At 54.5% G+C, this 17,387-nt stretch carries 17 protein-coding genes and 1 tRNA gene; 3 read left to right on the top strand and 15 right to left on the bottom strand.

Annotation, left to right across the window (positions count from 1 at the left end; genetic code table 11):
• Positions 1-349: 349 nt before the first annotated feature.
• From NWF31_RS04980 to NWF31_RS04965, 4 genes are all read right to left on the bottom strand, one after another.
• A complete protein-coding gene (locus NWF31_RS04980) occupies positions 350-826 on the bottom strand; it encodes a DUF4365 domain-containing protein (RefSeq protein WP_258359407.1) in 477 nt (158 codons plus the stop codon).
• Complete coding sequence (locus NWF31_RS04975; RefSeq protein ID WP_258359487.1) at positions 823-1,512, bottom strand: hypothetical protein; 690 nt, start codon at positions 1,510-1,512, stop codon at positions 823-825. The genes NWF31_RS04980 and NWF31_RS04975 overlap by 4 nt, the downstream gene beginning before the upstream one ends.
• Positions 1,513-1,699: 187 nt before the next feature.
• On the bottom strand, positions 1,700-2,059 hold the full coding sequence (locus NWF31_RS04970) for a toxin-antitoxin system TumE family protein (protein WP_258359406.1): 360 nt from the start codon (positions 2,057-2,059) through the stop codon (positions 1,700-1,702).
• Positions 2,046-2,363: a hypothetical protein gene (locus NWF31_RS04965; protein ID WP_258359405.1), complete on the bottom strand. Its 318-nt coding sequence runs from the start codon at positions 2,361-2,363 to the stop codon at positions 2,046-2,048. Before NWF31_RS04965 ends, NWF31_RS04970 begins: the two co-directional genes overlap by 14 nt.
• A gap of 648 nt (positions 2,364-3,011) precedes the next feature.
• Between NWF31_RS04965 and NWF31_RS04960 the strand changes: the two genes are divergently transcribed.
• A complete protein-coding gene (locus NWF31_RS04960; RefSeq protein ID WP_258359404.1) occupies positions 3,012-3,233 on the top strand; it encodes a helix-turn-helix domain-containing protein in 222 nt (73 codons plus the stop codon).
• A gap of 91 nt (positions 3,234-3,324) precedes the next feature.
• Positions 3,325-4,482 (top strand): site-specific integrase, encoded by a 1,158-nt coding sequence (locus tag NWF31_RS04955; protein WP_258359403.1) that lies wholly within the window; start codon positions 3,325-3,327, stop codon positions 4,480-4,482.
• A 366-nt stretch (positions 4,483-4,848) separates the two neighbouring features.
• On the opposite strand, the gene NWF31_RS04950 is transcribed toward NWF31_RS04955, so the two are convergent.
• The 10 genes from NWF31_RS04950 to NWF31_RS04905 form a co-directional block, all read right to left on the bottom strand.
• Positions 4,849-4,923: transfer RNA gene (locus NWF31_RS04950), tRNA-Thr, on the bottom strand.
• A 102-nt stretch (positions 4,924-5,025) separates the two neighbouring features.
• Positions 5,026-5,586: a YdcF family protein gene (locus NWF31_RS04945; RefSeq protein ID WP_258359402.1), complete on the bottom strand. Its 561-nt coding sequence runs from the start codon at positions 5,584-5,586 to the stop codon at positions 5,026-5,028.
• Positions 5,587-5,619: 33 nt separating this feature from the next.
• Positions 5,620-6,807 (bottom strand): methionine adenosyltransferase, encoded by a 1,188-nt coding sequence (gene metK / locus NWF31_RS04940; RefSeq protein WP_258359401.1) that lies wholly within the window; start codon positions 6,805-6,807, stop codon positions 5,620-5,622.
• 4 nt (positions 6,808-6,811) lie between these two features.
• On the bottom strand, positions 6,812-8,044 hold the full coding sequence (coaBC, locus tag NWF31_RS04935) for a bifunctional phosphopantothenoylcysteine decarboxylase/phosphopantothenate--cysteine ligase CoaBC (protein ID WP_258359400.1): 1,233 nt from the start codon (positions 8,042-8,044) through the stop codon (positions 6,812-6,814).
• Positions 8,041-8,244 (bottom strand): DNA-directed RNA polymerase subunit omega, encoded by a 204-nt coding sequence (gene rpoZ, locus NWF31_RS04930; protein WP_258359399.1) that lies wholly within the window; start codon positions 8,242-8,244, stop codon positions 8,041-8,043. Before rpoZ ends, coaBC begins: the two co-directional genes overlap by 4 nt.
• Positions 8,245-8,323: 79 nt before the next feature.
• Entirely contained in the window at positions 8,324-8,593 is a 270-nt protein-coding gene (remA, locus tag NWF31_RS04925; RefSeq protein ID WP_258359398.1) for an extracellular matrix/biofilm regulator RemA, read from the bottom strand.
• 16 nt (positions 8,594-8,609) lie between these two features.
• Positions 8,610-9,488 carry a YicC/YloC family endoribonuclease gene (locus NWF31_RS04920; RefSeq protein ID WP_258359397.1) on the bottom strand — a complete coding sequence of 293 codons (879 nt, stop codon included), beginning with the start codon at positions 9,486-9,488 and terminating at the stop codon, positions 8,610-8,612.
• 12 nt (positions 9,489-9,500) lie between these two features.
• Positions 9,501-10,673, bottom strand: coding sequence for an LL-diaminopimelate aminotransferase (locus NWF31_RS04915; RefSeq protein ID WP_258359396.1), 1,173 nt, complete (start codon positions 10,671-10,673; stop codon positions 9,501-9,503).
• Between the two features lie 98 nt (positions 10,674-10,771).
• Positions 10,772-11,617: a diaminopimelate epimerase gene (gene dapF, locus NWF31_RS04910; RefSeq protein ID WP_422880241.1), complete on the bottom strand. Its 846-nt coding sequence runs from the start codon at positions 11,615-11,617 to the stop codon at positions 10,772-10,774.
• Positions 11,618-11,691: 74 nt separating this feature from the next.
• Positions 11,692-14,490: a cation-translocating P-type ATPase gene (locus tag NWF31_RS04905; RefSeq protein WP_258359395.1), complete on the bottom strand. Its 2,799-nt coding sequence runs from the start codon at positions 14,488-14,490 to the stop codon at positions 11,692-11,694.
• A gap of 130 nt (positions 14,491-14,620) precedes the next feature.
• On the opposite strand from NWF31_RS04905, the gene NWF31_RS04900 reads away from it, so the two are divergent.
• On the top strand, positions 14,621-16,378 hold the full coding sequence (locus NWF31_RS04900; RefSeq protein WP_258359394.1) for an Rqc2 family fibronectin-binding protein: 1,758 nt from the start codon (positions 14,621-14,623) through the stop codon (positions 16,376-16,378).
• 82 nt (positions 16,379-16,460) lie between these two features.
• Here NWF31_RS04900 and NWF31_RS04895 read toward each other — a convergent pair whose 3' ends face one another.
• Complete coding sequence (locus tag NWF31_RS04895) at positions 16,461-17,285, bottom strand: HisA/HisF-related TIM barrel protein (RefSeq protein ID WP_258359393.1); 825 nt, start codon at positions 17,283-17,285, stop codon at positions 16,461-16,463.
• Positions 17,286-17,387: the final 102 nt, after the last annotated feature.

The following is a 17,387-nucleotide window of genomic DNA, read 5'->3' as shown; positions in this document are numbered from 1 at the left end:
GATTTTTCACCTCGCCTTAAGTTAAATTATACCTGCCAATTGCTTACTTACAAGATCAGCCGAACGGGAAACATCGGCGCGTGTCAAGTAACGATGGTGCTTTGCACAGCTATTTCCGATGCAATCCGTTTCGCAAATCAGCCGGATCTCAGTCAAAATGAACGTCAGTTCTACGGTTTGATAGAATAAGTCGCTATAGCTTTTATTTAATCAATCTAGCTTAGAAAATAATAAGGAAATAAAAAATCTCCCTAAGGGGAACCCATAGAAAATAATTTCTATGGTGTGTTACCTCTTTCAATTTTTGTCTCTTTAATACGGGCAAATGATACCTAAAATTTTTTGTACGCTACTCCAATAGGCTGAAATTATTTCTATACCGGTCAAACTTCGGGCGGGGCGCCACCGTGCCGTCTGCCCTTACGTTGCAAAAGTTGATAGTGTACCGTCCCGCGTTTCGCCCGGTCTTATTCCGGCGGGCAAGCCCGACAAGCTCTTCCGAAGGAACCACCCAATAAGTGTTGGCTTGCTCGGAGTAGAAAATGAAAAAGTAGTTGGGCCGGGGGTTGACAATATCCATGGCGGCAAAACGTCCGGCATTTCGGGGATTGCAATCTTTCGACCGCGCTTTGATCTGGACGTCCAGATACCGTAGCTCGCCTTCCTTTTCCTGCCGTATGATGCAGTCGATACCCTGGTCGTCCACAAGCGTCTGGTAGACGTCAAAGCCTCGCCGGAGCAATTCGGCTATGACAACGTATTCCTGCCGTTTGCCGAATGAGGCGGTGCTGCGAAAAGGGCGGCCTTCATGTCCAGTATTTCTCACGGATTTTCACCCCTTCCAAGGACAGCTCTCATAAGCTCCTTGACTTTCCCCGCGGGGGATTCGAAGAGGCGCCGCAATTCGGAATTAATTCCAGTATAAGGTCTTCTCCAGGGCAATAAGCCCTTCCATGCCCTCAATTGGCCTGCCAACCACAGGTACCGGTCGAGTTCCCGAGTGGTCACGGGAAAATCCAGGGAATCCTTCAACGCTGAAAAGCCCGCCCCAAACTGCTCATACGAAAGCCCTTCCCCGCCCTTCCCATTCAAATGGTATGTGAGCATCTTAACCGCATACGAGTCGTAAATCGGGAATCGATCCGGATCAATAAAAAAGTGAGCGAATTTGGACGCAAAACTCCGGAACGTCCATGTTATGTGCTTTGCTCCCCTGACAAACTTCACCTTTGCCAGCTCCTCTACGATGGCGGGAGTAGCCGGTACCGTGGTATTTCCCAAGACGCTGCATAAGTGTTCGGCCACCTCTGCTACGGCGTAAACCTGGGTTCCGTAGAGGGCGTTGACGGCTGCCGCTTTGAGCAGGATCGATTTGAAATCGAAGTCCGGAAAAGACCGGGCAAGGGAATCCAGCGCCTCATCCGTCGCCTGCCATCCCTTGCAATTTTGGTACAACTGCAGGGCAGCTTCCATCTGCCGGCGCTGGAGAGGAACGGCCGGTTTTTTAGTCATCACTCACTTCATCTCCTCCTGATACGATCTTAGTTTTTGGGCAATAAAAAAAGCCCCTTACCTAAAGGGGGTTTTTCATGACCAAAGCCGAGCGGCAAAAAAATGGGAAGTCATGATCGCCGAATATCGATCCGACGGCCAAGCATAGCCTTTGTCACCCGCAAAAACTCCCTTTCGACGCCTACGTTTAAGGGTTATTTTTCATCCAGGTCCGAATGGCGGCAAGTACTTCTTTTAAATCAGTCTCAGACGAGGCCAGTACTTTTTTTTCGTTATAAACATGCTTGTGATGTGGGTAGGTCTCTATTTCTGGCCAATGCGGCGCATTGTCCCATCGAACTAGTAGTTTATCATTCTTGTCCTGCCAGTGATAGGCGTATTTACGTTTTTGGGCATCAAAAATGTAGTCCCGTACATGCAGTTTACTACCGTCATTAAAGGTAATTTCCAGTTGCAGAGCGCTGTCATTGCCCTCAACTTCAAAACGTAGAACTTCCAGGTGGGCAATGATATCCGAAAAAGATTTCAATATATTACCGATATGCATTTTTTAGAACCTCTAATCGCTTTTGCCACAAAGCGAGGGCATTTTCTGCAAACTCCCAGTCCATTAAGTCGTTTTCTTCTTCAAAGACTTCTGCTCCAACAATACTATTTACCTTGCGTTGAAATTCCTGGAACGTCAGGCCATATTTCTTCCTGAATTTTGCACATTCGCGTTCATATCTACTAATCTTTGCAAGGGCGACCATTAAAGAAATCTCACGTGTGGCCTCCTTCTCAGAAGCAAAACCGCCTTCGGCCAGAGTGCGGGCAATCACCTGATTAAGCTCAAAATTAAAACTTTCCATCCGGACTTCACCACCCTTTCACGGCCCATTGGAAATCGTTCTTGGTCGATATTTCACTTTAATTATATCACGTTTAATTTTTGGGCAACAGCAGCTTATGTGTAACCTTCGGTCGGCGTGGGCATGATGATAGGGCACTTTGTGCTCTCTGGCGATCTTTTCGATCTCGTCAGAGGTCAGACGCCTGCCAGAAGCTTCCGCTACCTTCTTAAAAGCCGCTTTTAAGTTCGCGGCCTGGAAAAGTTCACTCTTGCTTGTCTTGCGGTGTTGTGAACCTACTCTTTCCCTTCGACCAAAGCGCGAAGCCTTTAATGGTAATTATTTCTCCCCGGGTCGTCCATAGAGACCCCCAGCATAAACTGAATTAATGAAAAAAGTGCAGTTATTTGCTTGATAATTGGAATCTGCTTCGAGGTACCGGTAGGCTTAGAGGTGGAAGGGTTTTTGCCCTTTTCGGATTGCAATCTTTCGGCCGCGCTTTAACTTTTTTAACCCCCTACGCCGCTCGAAAAGTGCTGGGATAGAATATTTCTAAAAAGTCAAGCTTTCAAGTGAAATATACTTAAAAGTTCCGTTTTCTTTTGTTTCAAATGAAAGTTTTACACCAACTTGATACTCTTTTCTTAATAGGATAACGAGGAAAGGAGCGTGAACATCGTGCTTGAACTTAAAAAGCAAAAAAGCATTATGGCAGAAAATTTACCGTTAGTATTAACCGTTCAAGAAGTTGCCCGTTACTTGCGAATAGGAAAAAGTCTCGCCTACGAACTAACTAAACGCAAGGACTTTCCCGCGCTTCGGATAGGTCGCACTGTTCGAGTGCATAGAGACGCTTTCTTGCTCTGGCTGGAGGAAAACCTCAAAAAGTAGAAAAAATAGAAGGCATTCTCCCCGATCAACAAGAAATATATATTGTTTTGGCCGGGGAGCCCCGGGAAGGGGAGTAAGTGTAAACAAGAAAATGGGAGGGAGTATAGAAAAAAGAGGAAAAAATACCTGGCGAATCAGGTATGAACTGCCGCGAGACCCCAAGACCGGCAAGCGGCGTCAGGGGTCCAGAACCGTTCATGGAACGAAAAAAGACGCTGAAAAAGTTCTTAGAGACATACTTACTCAAATTGACCAGGGAACGCACATTGAGCCTTCTGATTTGCCTTTAGAGAAATTTCTCAATCAGTGGCTCCAAATGCACCGCGCCAACATTCGAGATAAAACTTTCTATCGTTATGAAGGCATAATCAGAAATCACATCAATCCAACGCTGGGGAAAATACCTCTCAGTAAACTAACACCATATCATATTCAGTGTCTATACACTGAAAAACTAGCGGAAAACAGGTCAGACGGGGAAAAAGGCGGTTTAAGCAAGGCCTCAGTGCGCTATATTCACAGCGTTCTCCATAAGGCTCTGGAAACTGCTGTAAACCTGGACATGATTCCACGAAATCCAGCGGATAAAGTTCAGCCACCTTCACCGGAAGACACAGAAATTACCCCGCTGACGGAAGAGCAAGTAGCACGTTTCTTAGACGCAGCCAAAGGAAACCGTTTTGAGGCGCTGTTCATCACGGTCCTGGGAACCGGCTTGAGAAGAGGAGAAGTGTTGGGCTTACGGTGGGAGGATATTGACCTTCAGAACGGACTTTTGACAGTTCAACGAACTCTTGAAGCGGCAAAAGGAAAGCTCAAATTCGTTCCGCCGAAGACTAAAACCTCCAAACGAACAATTTCATTGCCGTCATCCGTCGTTGAAGCACTAAAAAAACACCGCATACAGCAAATGCAGCATAAACTTCGCCTGGGGCCGATGTATCAGGACCAGGGGCTGGTATTCCCCAGCGAAACGGGTACACCTTTAAACCCCGACAACCTGGACCGCTATTTCAAGCCGATACTAAAAAAAGCAGGGCTGCCGGACATCCGCTTTCATGACTTGAGGCACACCCACGCAACCCTGCTTATAAAGCGCGGTGAAGACATAAAGATGGTGAGCCAGCGTTTGGGCCACAGCGACGTGGCCTTCACCATCAGGGTTTACCACCACGTAATGCCCAATGTCGAACGCGAGGCCATGCTCCGCTTCGACGAAGTGCTCCAAGGAAGCGGGCAAAAAAAATAGGGTTCCTCGCTATTTTGTATGGGCGAACATTAGTTCTATTACCTTTTAAATGCGGCTGTTTATCGGAGCGTAGCGGAGACCTTTGACATGGAGAATGCCTGTGTTAGCCTGGCTGGCAAAGGGCCGCAGGCGTAGCCGTAGCTGGCCCTTGGCCGTTTAGAAACACAGGCGCGAGGCTCCATGTCAAAGGCAGCCGCATAGTTGATTAAGTCTTACCCACACTAAATAGCGAAGAACCAAAAATAGGACAGGATATTATCCCTGTCCGCACCTTTGCGGCTCGTGACCAAACGGTGACCAAAACCCATTTTTCCCCAATTAAGTCACCGCTCCGCGTCTCGAAAGCCGCACCATTATTAGCTTTTTTGGAGCTGATGGTGGGATTCGAACCCACGACCTGCGCATTACGAGTGCGCTGCTCTACCCCTGAGCCACATCAGCATTTATCACAGGTGTTATTATAACACCGCCCGGCCGGGGAATCAATACTGCATCCCCTATACACATGCTTTCCGGCCGGATACCAGTACAGGCGGTTCTGTCTCAGACAATCACCCTTACCAAATTAGCGAGTACTTCCCGCAATACCAGCGGGGGGCGAAACATGGCTGTCCTGTGGACCCCGGCGCCCGAGGCTTCTATACCCAGCCGCCGGGCCTCGGTGATTGCCCGCAGCAGGTGGTAATCATGGGTGACAATAATAGCCTTCTTCCACCCATACCTGAGCATGATTTTCCCGGCTTCAGCGAGGTTTTCTCTTGTGTTGCGCGATCTTATTTCTTCATGAATGGCATCAGGTGGTATACCGCGGGTAACAAGCGCCAGGCGGGCGGCGGTACCTTCAGGGGTCGGATTCAAAGTACCGGTACCGCCCGTCGTTATTATCGCCGGCGCATACCCCCTGCGATAGAGATCTTCGGCCAGGGAAATCCGTTCCAGCAAAGCCGGGCTGGGACCATTCTGCCAAACGGCAGCACCCAGCACAATGATCACATCAGCGTTACTTGGCTCTAAGTTTCGCCCATACCACTCGATGTAACCGTACATAAAACTTGTAGTTATAACAACGACCAGAACCGCAGCAATGATTACTTTTTTAAGCATTGGCGGGCCTACTTCTATGAATAAGGGCTGTGGCTATAGCCCGGCAGCCTCCCGCAGGGCTTCCACCTTGTCCAGGCGCTCCCATGGCAAGTCCAGGTCGGGCCGGCCGAAGTGACCGTAAACCGATACCGGCTTATAGATGGGCCGGCGTAAGTCCAGGTCGCGGATAATGGCCCCCGGTCGCAGGTCGAAGTAAGACCGGATTAATTCGACCAGTTGCCCATCACTGATCTTCCCGGTGCCATAGGTTTCTACGCTAATGGATACCGGCCGGGCCACGCCGATGGCATAAGCCACCTGGACCTCGCAGCGTTCGGCCAGACCGGCTGCCACCACGTTTTTGGCCACATAGCGGGCCGCATAGGCAGCCGAGCGGTCCACCTTGGTGGGATCCTTGCCGGAAAGGGCCCCGCCGCCGTGACGGGCCATGCCGCCGTAGGTATCTACTATAATCTTGCGGCCGGTGAGTCCCGTATCGCCCTGGGGACCGCCGATGACAAAGCGTCCCGTGGGATTAATAAAGTAACGCGTCCGGTTGTCCAGCATTTCCGCCGGTATCACCGGTTTGATAACGGTTTCCAGGACATCGTCCCTCAAGGTGGCCATGTCGATATCGGGGTGGTGCTGGGTGGATATAACAACTGTATCCACCCTTACCGGCCGGCCGTATTCATATTCTACCGTCACCTGGGATTTACCGTCCGGCCGCAGGTAAGGCAGGAGCCTCTCTTTACGCACCTCGGCCAGCCGGCGTGTTAGCTTATGGGCCAGGGCGATGGGCATGGGCATATACTCCGGCGTCTCCCGGGTAGCATAGCCGAACATCATCCCCTGGTCACCGGCACCGAGGGTTTCCAGCTCATCCCTGGCTACCCCCGCCTTTTTCTCCCAGGCTTCATTGACGCCCATGGCAATATCAGGTGACTGCTCGTCGATGGAGGTGAGTACGGCACAGGTGTCGCAGTCAAAACCAAATTTCGCCCTGGTATAACCTATCTCGCGAATGGTTTCCCGGGCTACCCGTGGTATATCCACATAACAGTCGGTGGTTATCTGCCCGGCCACCAGGACCAGGCCGGTACTCACCAGGCACTCACAGGCCACCCTGGCCAGGGGGTCCTTCTCATAAATGGCATCCAGGACGGCGTCGGCAATACGGTCGGCTATTTTGTCGGGATGCCCTTCTGTTACCGATTCGGAAGTAAATAACTTGCGTGTCATTACTCTATTCCTCCCTTTCCGGCCTTGTTCCCTTTTTTGGAAAGCCCGGCAGGTTTTTAACGGCATCCAGGATGCGGTGGGCTACTTCCGGCTTGGAAAGCCGTGGCAATTCTTCTTTGCTCCCGTCAGGATAAAGCAAAGTGACAATATTGGTATCGCTGCCAAACCCCGCCCCGGGCCGGGTAACGTCATTGGCTACCATTAAATCTAAATGCTTGTTCTGGAGCTTTTGCCTGGCGTTTGCCAGCAAGTCCTGGGTTTCCGCAGCAAAACCGACTAATATTTGTCTTTTTTTCCTCCTGCCCAGGTAAGCCAGGATGTCCACCGTCGGCTCGAGCTCAAGGTTTAATCCCTGTTTAGCATCTTTTTTAATCTTATTTGCTGCTTGAGCAACAGGCCGGAAATCGGCAACTGCCGCGGCCTTGAGGACTATATCGCTTCCTTCAAAACGCCCTTCTACAGCGGCCAGCATTTCCGCAGCCGTCTGCACCCGTATTACCTCTACCTCAGGTGGTGGGGGCAGCGGGCTGGCAGTAACCAGCGTCACCCTGGCACCCCGCTCCCAGGCGGCCCGGGCCAGGGCATAACCCATTTTCCCGGAGCTGTAATTCCCTATGTACCTTACCGGGTCCAGGGGTTCCCTGGTACCGCCGGCAGTAACCAGTACCGCCACATCCCTGTAATCACCTGGTGCCAGGGCTCGACGGCAGGCAGCAACAATGCGTTCTAAACCGGCAAGGCGTCCTTTGCCTGTAGTTCCGCAGGCCAGGAAGCCTTCCTCGGGCTCAACAATGCCCCAACCGCGTCGTTCTAAAGTTGCCAGGTTTTCCTGTACGGCGGCTTTGGCATACATATTGACGTTCATGGCCGGTGCTACCAGGGTAGGACAGGTGACGGCCAGGGCCGTTGTAGTCAGGAGATCATCCGCCAGCCCTGCGGCCAGCTTGGCCAATATGTTAGCAGTCGCCGGGGCTACAAGAAAAAGATCCGCTCTATCGGCCAGATCGATGTGGGTCAGGGGGTCTTCTCCCCCGGGCTTAAAAATTTCCGTCAGGGCCGGCTGCCCTGTCAGGACGCTGAAGGTCAGGGGACTGATAAATTCCCTCGCCCCCGCCGTCATGATCACCTGCACGGTAGCCCCTTCCTGAACCAAAAGCCGGCAGAGCTCGGCCGCCTTGTAAGCGGCAATGCCGCCGCAGACTCCCAGAAGGACGGTTTTTCCCTCTAAAAACTTCACGCCTTCTTTTTGCCCCATTCGTATTTAATTTTACCCTCGGCAATTTCCAAGAGAGCCACCGTTACCGGCTTGGTTCCCTTGGGGTATATTTCGGCAAACTGCCCTTCTGAAAGCGACCGCGCTCTCTTGGCGGCCAGGACCGCCAGGGCGTATTTGCTGCCGATCCGCTTTTCCAGTTCATCCAGGGATGGCTGTTTCAATATTCCTTCCTCCTGAAAAGATAAAAACACCTACCGTAATTATCTTGTTTATAGATCGCAGTTTTAATTAAATACAGGTTTACTCTTCTTCAGGGGTACTGATGGGTTCCCGGGTGGAAAGGCGGTGGGCCACCGTTTCCGGCTGTACTGCCGAAAGGATGATATGCCCGCTGTCGGTAATGATCACCGCCCTGGTCCTGCGGCCGTAAGTGGCATCGATTAACATGCCGCGGTCGCGGGCTTCCTGGATAATTCGCTTAATGGGCGCCGATTCGGGGCTGACAATGGCTACTATGCGCCGGGCGGAAACAATATTACCAAAGCCGATATTAATTAACTTGATGTCCATACTCCCCCTCCTTTGCCTACTCCACGTTCTGGACTTGTTCGCGCATTTTCTCCAGTTCGCCCTTAACTGCTACTACCAGGTTACTTATGGCCAGGTCACCGGCCTTGGAACCGATAGTGTTTATTTCCCGCCACATTTCCTGCAGGATAAAATCCAGCCGCCTGCCGGCCGGCTCCGTGCCGTTCATGGCCGTGGCCATTTGCTCCAGGTGGCTTATAAGGCGGACGATTTCTTCGGTAATGTCCGCCCTTTCGGCCAGGAGGGCTACTTCCATCTCCAGGCGCCCCGGATCAAGGACCATACCGCCGCTCAGCTCGGTAACCCGCTCTTTAAGCCGCCGGGCATACTCCCGGGGTACTTCCGGTGCCCGTTCCCTGATGGCTTCAACCTGCCGGCGTATGTACGCCACCCGTTCTTCAAGGTCGGCCCGGAGGCGTTGCCCTTCGGCCCGCCGCATGGCCAGCAAATCCGCCAGGGCTGTTTCTAAAGCGCCGGAAACAACCGGCCATAAACTGGCCTCGTCCCATTCCGGGTCGGCAACTTTAACGACCTCCGGCACGGCCAACAGCTTCTCGGCGGTAATACCCGCCGGTATAGCCAGATTCTGAGCCAATTCCTTCAAGGCATTATAATACGCCATCGCCAGGCCCATGTCAACGGTTAGCGGCCGTTTCTCTCCATTTTCTTCATTGATGCTCACCAATACTTCGACACGGCCCCTGCTCAGGTTATTTTTAATAACCTGGCGTATTTTTTCTTCCAGGGCCATGTAAAGGCGGGGCAACCGGATTACCACATCAAGGAAACGCTGGTTTACGGCGCGGATCTCTACGGTGACCGTCCTGCCGGCACCCCTGGCTTCCCCCCGCCCGTAACCGGTCATACTGTTAAGCATGTCCCGCTCCTTCTAAAACTCCACTTTACCCAGAGCCCGCCGCAGGCGTTCAATTGCTTCCTGCATGCGCTCTTTGCTGATAGTTAAAGCGATGCGGAAATAACCCTCGCCATAGCTGCCGTAGCCGTTGCCCGGGGTAATTATCACACCGGCCTTTTCCAGGACCGTCTCGGCAAACCCGGCCGAAGTATAGCCCCTGGGCACCGGCGCCCAGACATAGAAAGTAGCTTTGGGTTTCTCAAGCTGCCAGCCCAGGGAGTTAAGGCCGTCAACAATAATGTCCCGCCGCTCCTGGTAAATACGCCGTACCTCGGCAAGGCCTTCCTGGGGCCCCGTCAGGGCGGCAATGCCGGCATACTGGACGGCCTGGAAGGCGCCGGAGTCGATGTTGGACTTGAGGCGGCCCAGGGCTTCGATGACGTCGGCGCGGCCGCAGGCCCATCCCAGGCGCCAGCCGGTCATATTGTAGGGTTTGGAAACGGAGTTGAATTCAATGCCGACCTCTTTGGCGCCGGGGGTTTGCAGGAAGGAAGGGGCGCGGTAGCCGTCGTAGGTAATCTCGCTGTAAGCGGCATCGTGGCAAACAATGAGGTCATAGTTTTTGGCAAACTCGACAACTTCCCGGAAGAATTTTAAGTCGGTCACGGCACCGGTAGGGTTATTGGGGTAGTTAATAAACATCAGCTTGGCCCGGCGGGCGACGTCGCTGGGAATCTCCTGCAGATCAGGCAAAAAGCCATTGGCTGCCGTGAGGGGCATAAAGTAGGATTCCCCGCCCGCCAGCAGGGTGCCAATGTGATAGACAGGATAGCCGGGATCGGGCACCAGGTTGATGTCGCCGGGGTCAACGTAGCAGAAGGATATGTGGGCGATACCCTCTTTGGACCCGATGAGGGTTACTACTTCCCGGCGGGGATCAAGGTCCACATCGTAAAGCCGGCGATACCAATCGGCCACGGCCCGGCGGAAAGACAGCATGCCTTCTGATGTGGGATAACGATGGTTTTCGGGGTTGTGGGCCTGTTCGACCAGCTTTTCTATGACATGGCCCGGGGTGGGCATATCGGGATCGCCGATACCAAGGCTGATGATATCGACTCCCCGTTCCCGGGCCTCTTCGATTTTCTTCTCAATGCGGGCAAATAAGTAAGGTGGTAACTCGCGGATACGCCTGGCTTCCTGCATATTTATCCTCCTTACCATAATGGCATCATTTTGGGCGCTCCCGCCCTTTTAACTGTAGCCTGAATAAATGCTATTTCTGCGCCACCTTCAGGGGCGGTTTAATCGCCGGAAAGGGGGAAATCTCCCCGGAAGACTTCTACTGCCGGCCCGGTCATATAAACATGGTTATTCTCCTGCGACCACTCGATCTGCAGATCGCCGGCAGCCAGGTGAACCGTCACTTCCCGGTTGCTGCGTCCGGTCAATACCCCGGCGACGGCGGCGGCACAGGCACCTGTACCGCAGGCCAGGGTTTCCCCGGCTCCCCGTTCCCAGACGCGCATTTTCAACTCGCCCCGGTTCATTACTTCGATAAACTCGACGTTAGTGCGCCGGGGAAAGAGGGGGTGGTTTTCGACTGCCGGGCCTACCTCCGTCACGGGAGCCCCGGCCACATTTGCTACAAAGAAAACGCAGTGGGGATTTCCCATGGACACGCAGGTTCCCCGCCAGGTGATACCATCCACCGGCACCGGCTCGTCCACCACCGGGGAACCTTCCCCGGCCATGGGAATTAGTTCTCGCTCCAGGCGGGGCTCGCCCATATCTACCCGGACGCCGGCTACCTTGCCGTCCTTGAGAATAAGCCGGGGTTTGATAATCCCGGCCAGGGTTTCTACCCTGATTTCCGGTTCCCGCACCAGGCCGGCTTCATAAGCATAGCGGGCAAAACAGCGGATACCGTTGCCGCACATCTCCGGCTCACTGCCGTCGGGATTAAAAATCCGCATCCTTATATCCGCCACTTCTGATGTCAGTACGAGGATAAGTCCATCGGCGCCGATACCGAAACGGCGGTTGCAGGCCTGGCGGGCAAGACCGGCTAAATCGCCCGGCAAGTTTTCTTCCAGGGCGTTTACCAGGATAAAATCATTTCCCAGGCCATGCATCTTCACAAAATGCAACGGCAATCACCCTTATCTCATGGCATTTGATGCTCTTATTTTAACATTACCCTTCAATTTTTACCACCTTTATTTTACCTCTGCCATACCAGGCGCCTGGCCGGGGCTACCAGGTAGTAATATATGGCGTGGAGGATGGTGCGCCACCCGGCCGCCGCGATAACTATACCCCAGTGAAAAGGGTTTAAGGGTACTGTTTTAAATACGGCCTGGAGCAATGGCAGGTAAATTACCAGGAGCTGCATGGTAGCCGAGCAGGCCACGGCCATAACCAGGTAAGGATTGGATAAATACCCCACCGCAAAGGGTGAATGATGTTCGGAACGGCATTCAAAAACGGCGAAGAGCTGGGCCATGACCAGGGTGGTAAAGGACAGGGTACGGGCGGTGGCTAAATCGCCATTGCCCAGGTACAGGCCCAGGATAAATACGGCCAAAGTAGCCAGGCCGATCTGGAGGCCCAGGACGGCCATGCCCCTGCCCAGGCCCCGCGCAAAAACACTTTCCCCGGGTGGCCGGGGCGGCCGCTGCATGACGTCTGGCTCCTTGCTGTCCAATCCCAGGGCCATGGCCGGCAGGCCGTCGGTAACCAGGTTCATCCAGAGTATCTGGATGGGTAAGAGAGGTAGGGGCAGGCCGCTGATAACTGCCACGAACATGGTAAATACTTCGCCGATATTACAGGATAACAGGTAACGGATAAATTTGCGGATATTATCGTAAATACCGCGGCCTTCTTCCACGGCGGCCACAATCGTGGCGAAGTTATCGTCGGCCAGGACCACGGCGGCAGCTTCCCTGGCCACGTCGGTGCCGCTGCGTCCCATGGCAATGCCGATATCGGCCTCTTTAATGGCCGGGGCATCGTTGACCCCGTCCCCGGTCATGGCCACAATGTGGCCGCCGGCCTTTAAAGCCCGGACGATGCGCAGCTTGTGCTGGGGCGAAACCCGGGCATAGACATTTATTTCCCGTGCCACCCGGGCCAGTTCGGCATCGGTTAGCGTTTCCATTTCCCGGCCGTTTAAAACCTGGCCTTCTCCTGCAGGCAGGCCCAGTTCCCGCGCCACGGCCTGGGCCGTTACCTGGTGGTCACCGGTAATCATAACCACTTTAATTCCCGCCTGGTGGCAGGCGCGGATGGCCGCTGCCGCTTCCGGCCGCGGCGGGTCCAGCATACCCATTAAGCCCACCAGGATAAGGTTCTTTTCTACCGTTTCTTCATTTAATTTCGCCCCCGCCTCCAGGTCGCGGTAAGCCAGGGCCAGGACCCGCAGGGCCTGCCCGGCCATAGCCTCGTTCTCGGCTCTGATGAGCTCGCGCCGGGCGGCATCCATGGGCAGGATCTGGCCGTCCACCAGGATCCGGTCACAGAGGTCGAGGATCACATCCGGGGCCCCTTTGACATAAACCTTTAAGCCCCGGCCGGCCCGGCAGATAACGCTCATGCGCTTGCGGCCGGAATCAAAGGGAATTTCGGCCACCCGGGGTTCTTCCCGTTCCAGCCGTTCCCGCCAGAGGCCACCTTTGGCAGCTGCCACCAGCAGGGCGCCCTCCGTAGGATCGCCGCTGATACTAAAGGTGCCGCCGTTGCTGCCGCCAAAGATTTTGCTGAGAAAACCGTTCTTTCCTCCCTCACCGCCCTTTTCCCGGCCGTCGTCCCGGCGCAGCCACCCGCCAATGGCCAGGCCTGCCTTCTGCAGGACGGCGTTGTTGCACAGGGCGGCAATCCTGAGGAGCATCTTCAGGTCCCCTTCTACGTTCACCCGCCGGTCCCGGTCCAGGTACTCACCCCGGGGATTATAGCCGCTCCCGCTTACCGCCAGGCTCCTGCCGCCAGCCCAGACCCGGAGTACGGTCATCTGGTTTTGGGTAAGGGTCCCGGTCTTGTCCGAACAAATCACCGTAACACACCCCAGGGTCTCTACGGCCGGTAGCTTGCGAACGATAGCCTGGCGCTGTACCATCTTCTGTACTCCCAGGGCCAGGCAGACGGTAACGATGGCCGGCAGGCCCTCGGGAATAGCTGCCACCGCCAGGCTTACCCCTGCTAGGAACATGCTGTACAACTCTTCGCCCCGGAAGGTGCCGAAGCCGACCACGGCAGCGCAGATGGCCAGGCAGGCCAGCACCAGCCAGCGGCCTAAGGCAGCCAGGCGCTTTTGTAAAGGGGTTTCTTCATCCTTTACTTCCTGGAGCAGGCCGGCAATCTTGCCTACTTCCGTTTCCATCCCCGTGGCTACCACTAGAGCCTCGCCGCGACCGCTGGTGATCACCGTCCCCTGGTGAACCATATTGTACCGGTCGCCGACGGCCACCGTGCCCGTAAGGGCCCCAGGCCTTTTGTTGACCGGCACCGATTCCCCCGTCAGCGCCGCCTCATCGGCCTGGAGATTAACTGCTTTTAAGAGCAGGGCATCGGCCGCCACCCGGTCACCGCTTTCCAGGAGTAAAATATCGCCGGGGACGACCTCCCGGGCCGGTACCCGCCGCACCTCATTATCGCGCCGCACCCGGGCCTCCGGCGCCGCCATTTCTTTTAAAGCTTCCAGGGAACGTTCGGCCCGGTATTCCTGGATAAAGCCCAGGAAGGCATTGATAACCACAATGGCCATAATAGTTACGGAATCGGCAAGTTCTCCGAGAAAGGCCGAAACAGCCGTAGCCGCCAGTAACACCAGGACCATGAAATCGCGAAACTGGTTTAAGAAAATTATATAAGGTGGTTCCTTCGGTTTGGCCTTCAGCTGGTTGGGACCGGCTTTCTCCAGGCGCCGGCGTGCTTCCTCCCCCGCCAGGCCCCTCTGACCGTCTGACTGCAAAACCTCCAGGGCTTCGTGAGGACTCATCTGGTACCAAAGGCGTGACTGCATTCCCCTCTTCCTTTCTTTCTCCCGGAATCACCATCAGTCTATGCCTGTCCCTGGAAGAAAAGAACAGCCGGCCGGGGAGTTTCCCGCCACCCGGGGGGCATGGTATACTAGGGGAAAGGAGCGAGATATAATGGCTTTTGACGGGCTTTTCCTTGCCGCCATTAAGGAAGAATTAACCGGGCTGGCTGGCAGCCGGGTTGACCGCATCTTTCAACCGGAAAAGGAAACCATCATTCTCCACCTGCGTAAAGGCCGCGACACCAGGAAACTCCTCCTCTGTAGCCTTGCCGACCAGGCCCGGGTGCATCTTACGGCGGCCGCCTTCACCAATCCCGTTACCCCGCCCCTTTTCTGCATAGTCCTGCGCAAGCACCTGGAGGGTAGTATCCTGGCGTCCGTCGCGCAGCCGGGCCTGGAGCGGGTCCTATCATTACATTTTCAGACGACCGATGAACTGGGCCGGCCGGGAACGCGGGTGCTATTGATTGAAATCATGGGCAAGCACTCCAATATCATCCTTCTTAACCCCGGGGGCAGCATTATTGACGCTGCCCGTCGTTACACCCACGCCGTCAGCCGCCACCGGGAAGTCCTGCCCGGGCGCCCCTATGTCCCGCCGCCGGCTCAAGTTAAGGCCGATCCCCGCAGCCTTGACGCCGAAACCTTTGCCAGCCTCCTGTGGGAAAACCCCTGGGATACACCCCTGGAACGCCTGCTGGTGACCAGATTCGCGGGCATAGGGCCGGAAACCGCACGGGAAATTTCCTGCCGCGCCGGGATGCCGGCCGGGACAACCCTGGATAGCTGCGGCGAATACGAGCTGGCCCGCATCTACCAGGCCCTGCGGGATATTATTGCTGCTACTGAGCCCGGGGCCTGGCATCCCGTTGTCGTTATGGACCGGGACCGGCAACCCCTGGCCTTTGCCGCCTATGAGCCTTACCAGTACGAGGGGTTACCCCAGCAGCCTTTCCCAACTCCCTCGGCCGCCTGCGACAGTTTTTACCAGGCCCGGCGGGAACGACAGCTCCTGGAGGGGGCCCGGCGCAGCCTGGAGCATATCCTCGACCGGGAATTGAAACGCTGCTATAAAAAAGAAGGCCTGCAGGCGACCGCAGTAGCTGAAGCTGCCGAGGCAGAAAACTTCCGCCTCGCCGGGGAACTCATTACCGCCAATATCTACCGGCTGGAAAAAGGGCAGGCCGCTTTAACTGTTAACAACTTTTACGACCCTGCAGGTGAAATGGTGACCATCGAGCTGGACCCGGCTCTCACACCGGCGGAAAACGCCCGGAGGTATTTTCACCGCTATAACAAAGCCAAGAATGCCGCCCGCATAGCTAAAGAGCAACTGGAACAAACCCGCGCCGAAATAGCCTACCTGGAAAGCATAGCCCAGGCCTTGAGTATGGCCGTAAGTTTTGAGGACCTGGCGGAAATCCGGCGGGAGCTGCGCCAGGCAGGGTACCTGCTGGAAGAAAAGGAAAAAGAAAAGCCGGGAAAAAAGGGTGATAAAAAAGAGGCCGCCCGGCCCTCCCGGCCCCTGGAATTTACTTCACCCGATGGTTTTAAAATCCTGGTCGGCAAAAATAATCGCCAGAACGACTGGCTGACCTTAAAATATGCCGCTTCAAGCGACCTCTGGCTCCATGCCAAAGACATTCCCGGCTCCCATGTCATTATCCGTACCGGCGGCCTGGAAGAAGTGCCTTTTACCACCCTGGAAATGGCCGCCCGCCTGGCTGCCCGCTACAGCCGCGCCGGCCAATCCAGCAAGGTACCGGTAGATTACACCCTGGTGAAAAACGTCCGTAAACCCTCATGTGCTAAGCCCGGCATGGTAATCTATGACCACCAGCGGACTGTTTTTGTATCGCCGGCGGAATAAACGAGCACGAGCCACCCCGGTGACGTAGCTTTATATCTCTCGGGCGATATTCGGGTACCTCTTCTTAAGAAACAAATATTCGCTAATGGGTTCGGTGTTTAAGGGCCTTAATGTCCTGATAGGTAAGACTTCCATTATGGAGGGCTGTGGCTACCAGAGCCCCGTCTATCCCGGCGTTAGCAAGCCACTGCAAATCGTTAAATCCCGAAACTCCACCGCCCACCAGGAGAAAACTATTGCTTGATTGATAATCAGGCGTTACTAAAGCGGCGATACATTCCCGGATGAGCCGGCGGTCAGGGCCGGCTCCGGTACCTACCCGATTTAGTTCCAGCAGAATAAATTTTTTAACCCCTAGCCCCCTTAGCTGTCTCAATGCTTGAGGAGGGGTAAGATCGGCAAGTTCAGGAGTCGCGCTGATAATACGCCCCTCCCGGCTGTCCAGGCTTACAATTATATGCCGGGAACTATATCGCTTGATGATCGCCTCCAGGTGGGAGAGGGAAATCAAGGTCTCCGTGCCGATAACAACTTGATCGGCTCCTGCCTTCAAGACTTGCTCGACGCCAACCACATCGCCGGCTCCCGCATCAACCATGAAAGAAATCCTTCCCATGTAACCGGTTATTTCCCTGTTCCGCTGTATAATCCGGGCTAAAATGTTTAAATTTCCGGTCTGTCCATCCCGGGTGTGTCCATCGCCGGCAATAGCATCCAGATCGGCCAGGTAAAACTCCCGCAGGCCAAACTTGCGAACAAATGCTTCTATAACCATATCAAGCTCTGCCGAACTGGTTAATACACTTTTTATGGGTTTATAGTTTTCCCGTTCCCCTCTGAGGGCGTGTACTACCAGCCCATCCTTCATGTCAATTACCGGTATAAGCCGAAAAGACTTTACATTCATTGTCAAGTCAACCTCCATAAGGTGTACAATCCGGCTCCTGTAAGAAACCATATTTTTACCGCTCAGGTCCACGTAAGCGCCGGGTGATGCAAGGTGGTTTTA

It is taken from the genome of Neomoorella sulfitireducens (genome assembly GCF_024733845.1).
In the GTDB taxonomy this organism is placed as follows: Bacteria; Bacillota; DSM-521; order Neomoorellales; family Neomoorellaceae; genus Neomoorella; species Neomoorella sulfitireducens.
Note: the sequence above shows the minus strand (reverse complement) of the source record. Positions and strands in the feature narration are given on the sequence as shown.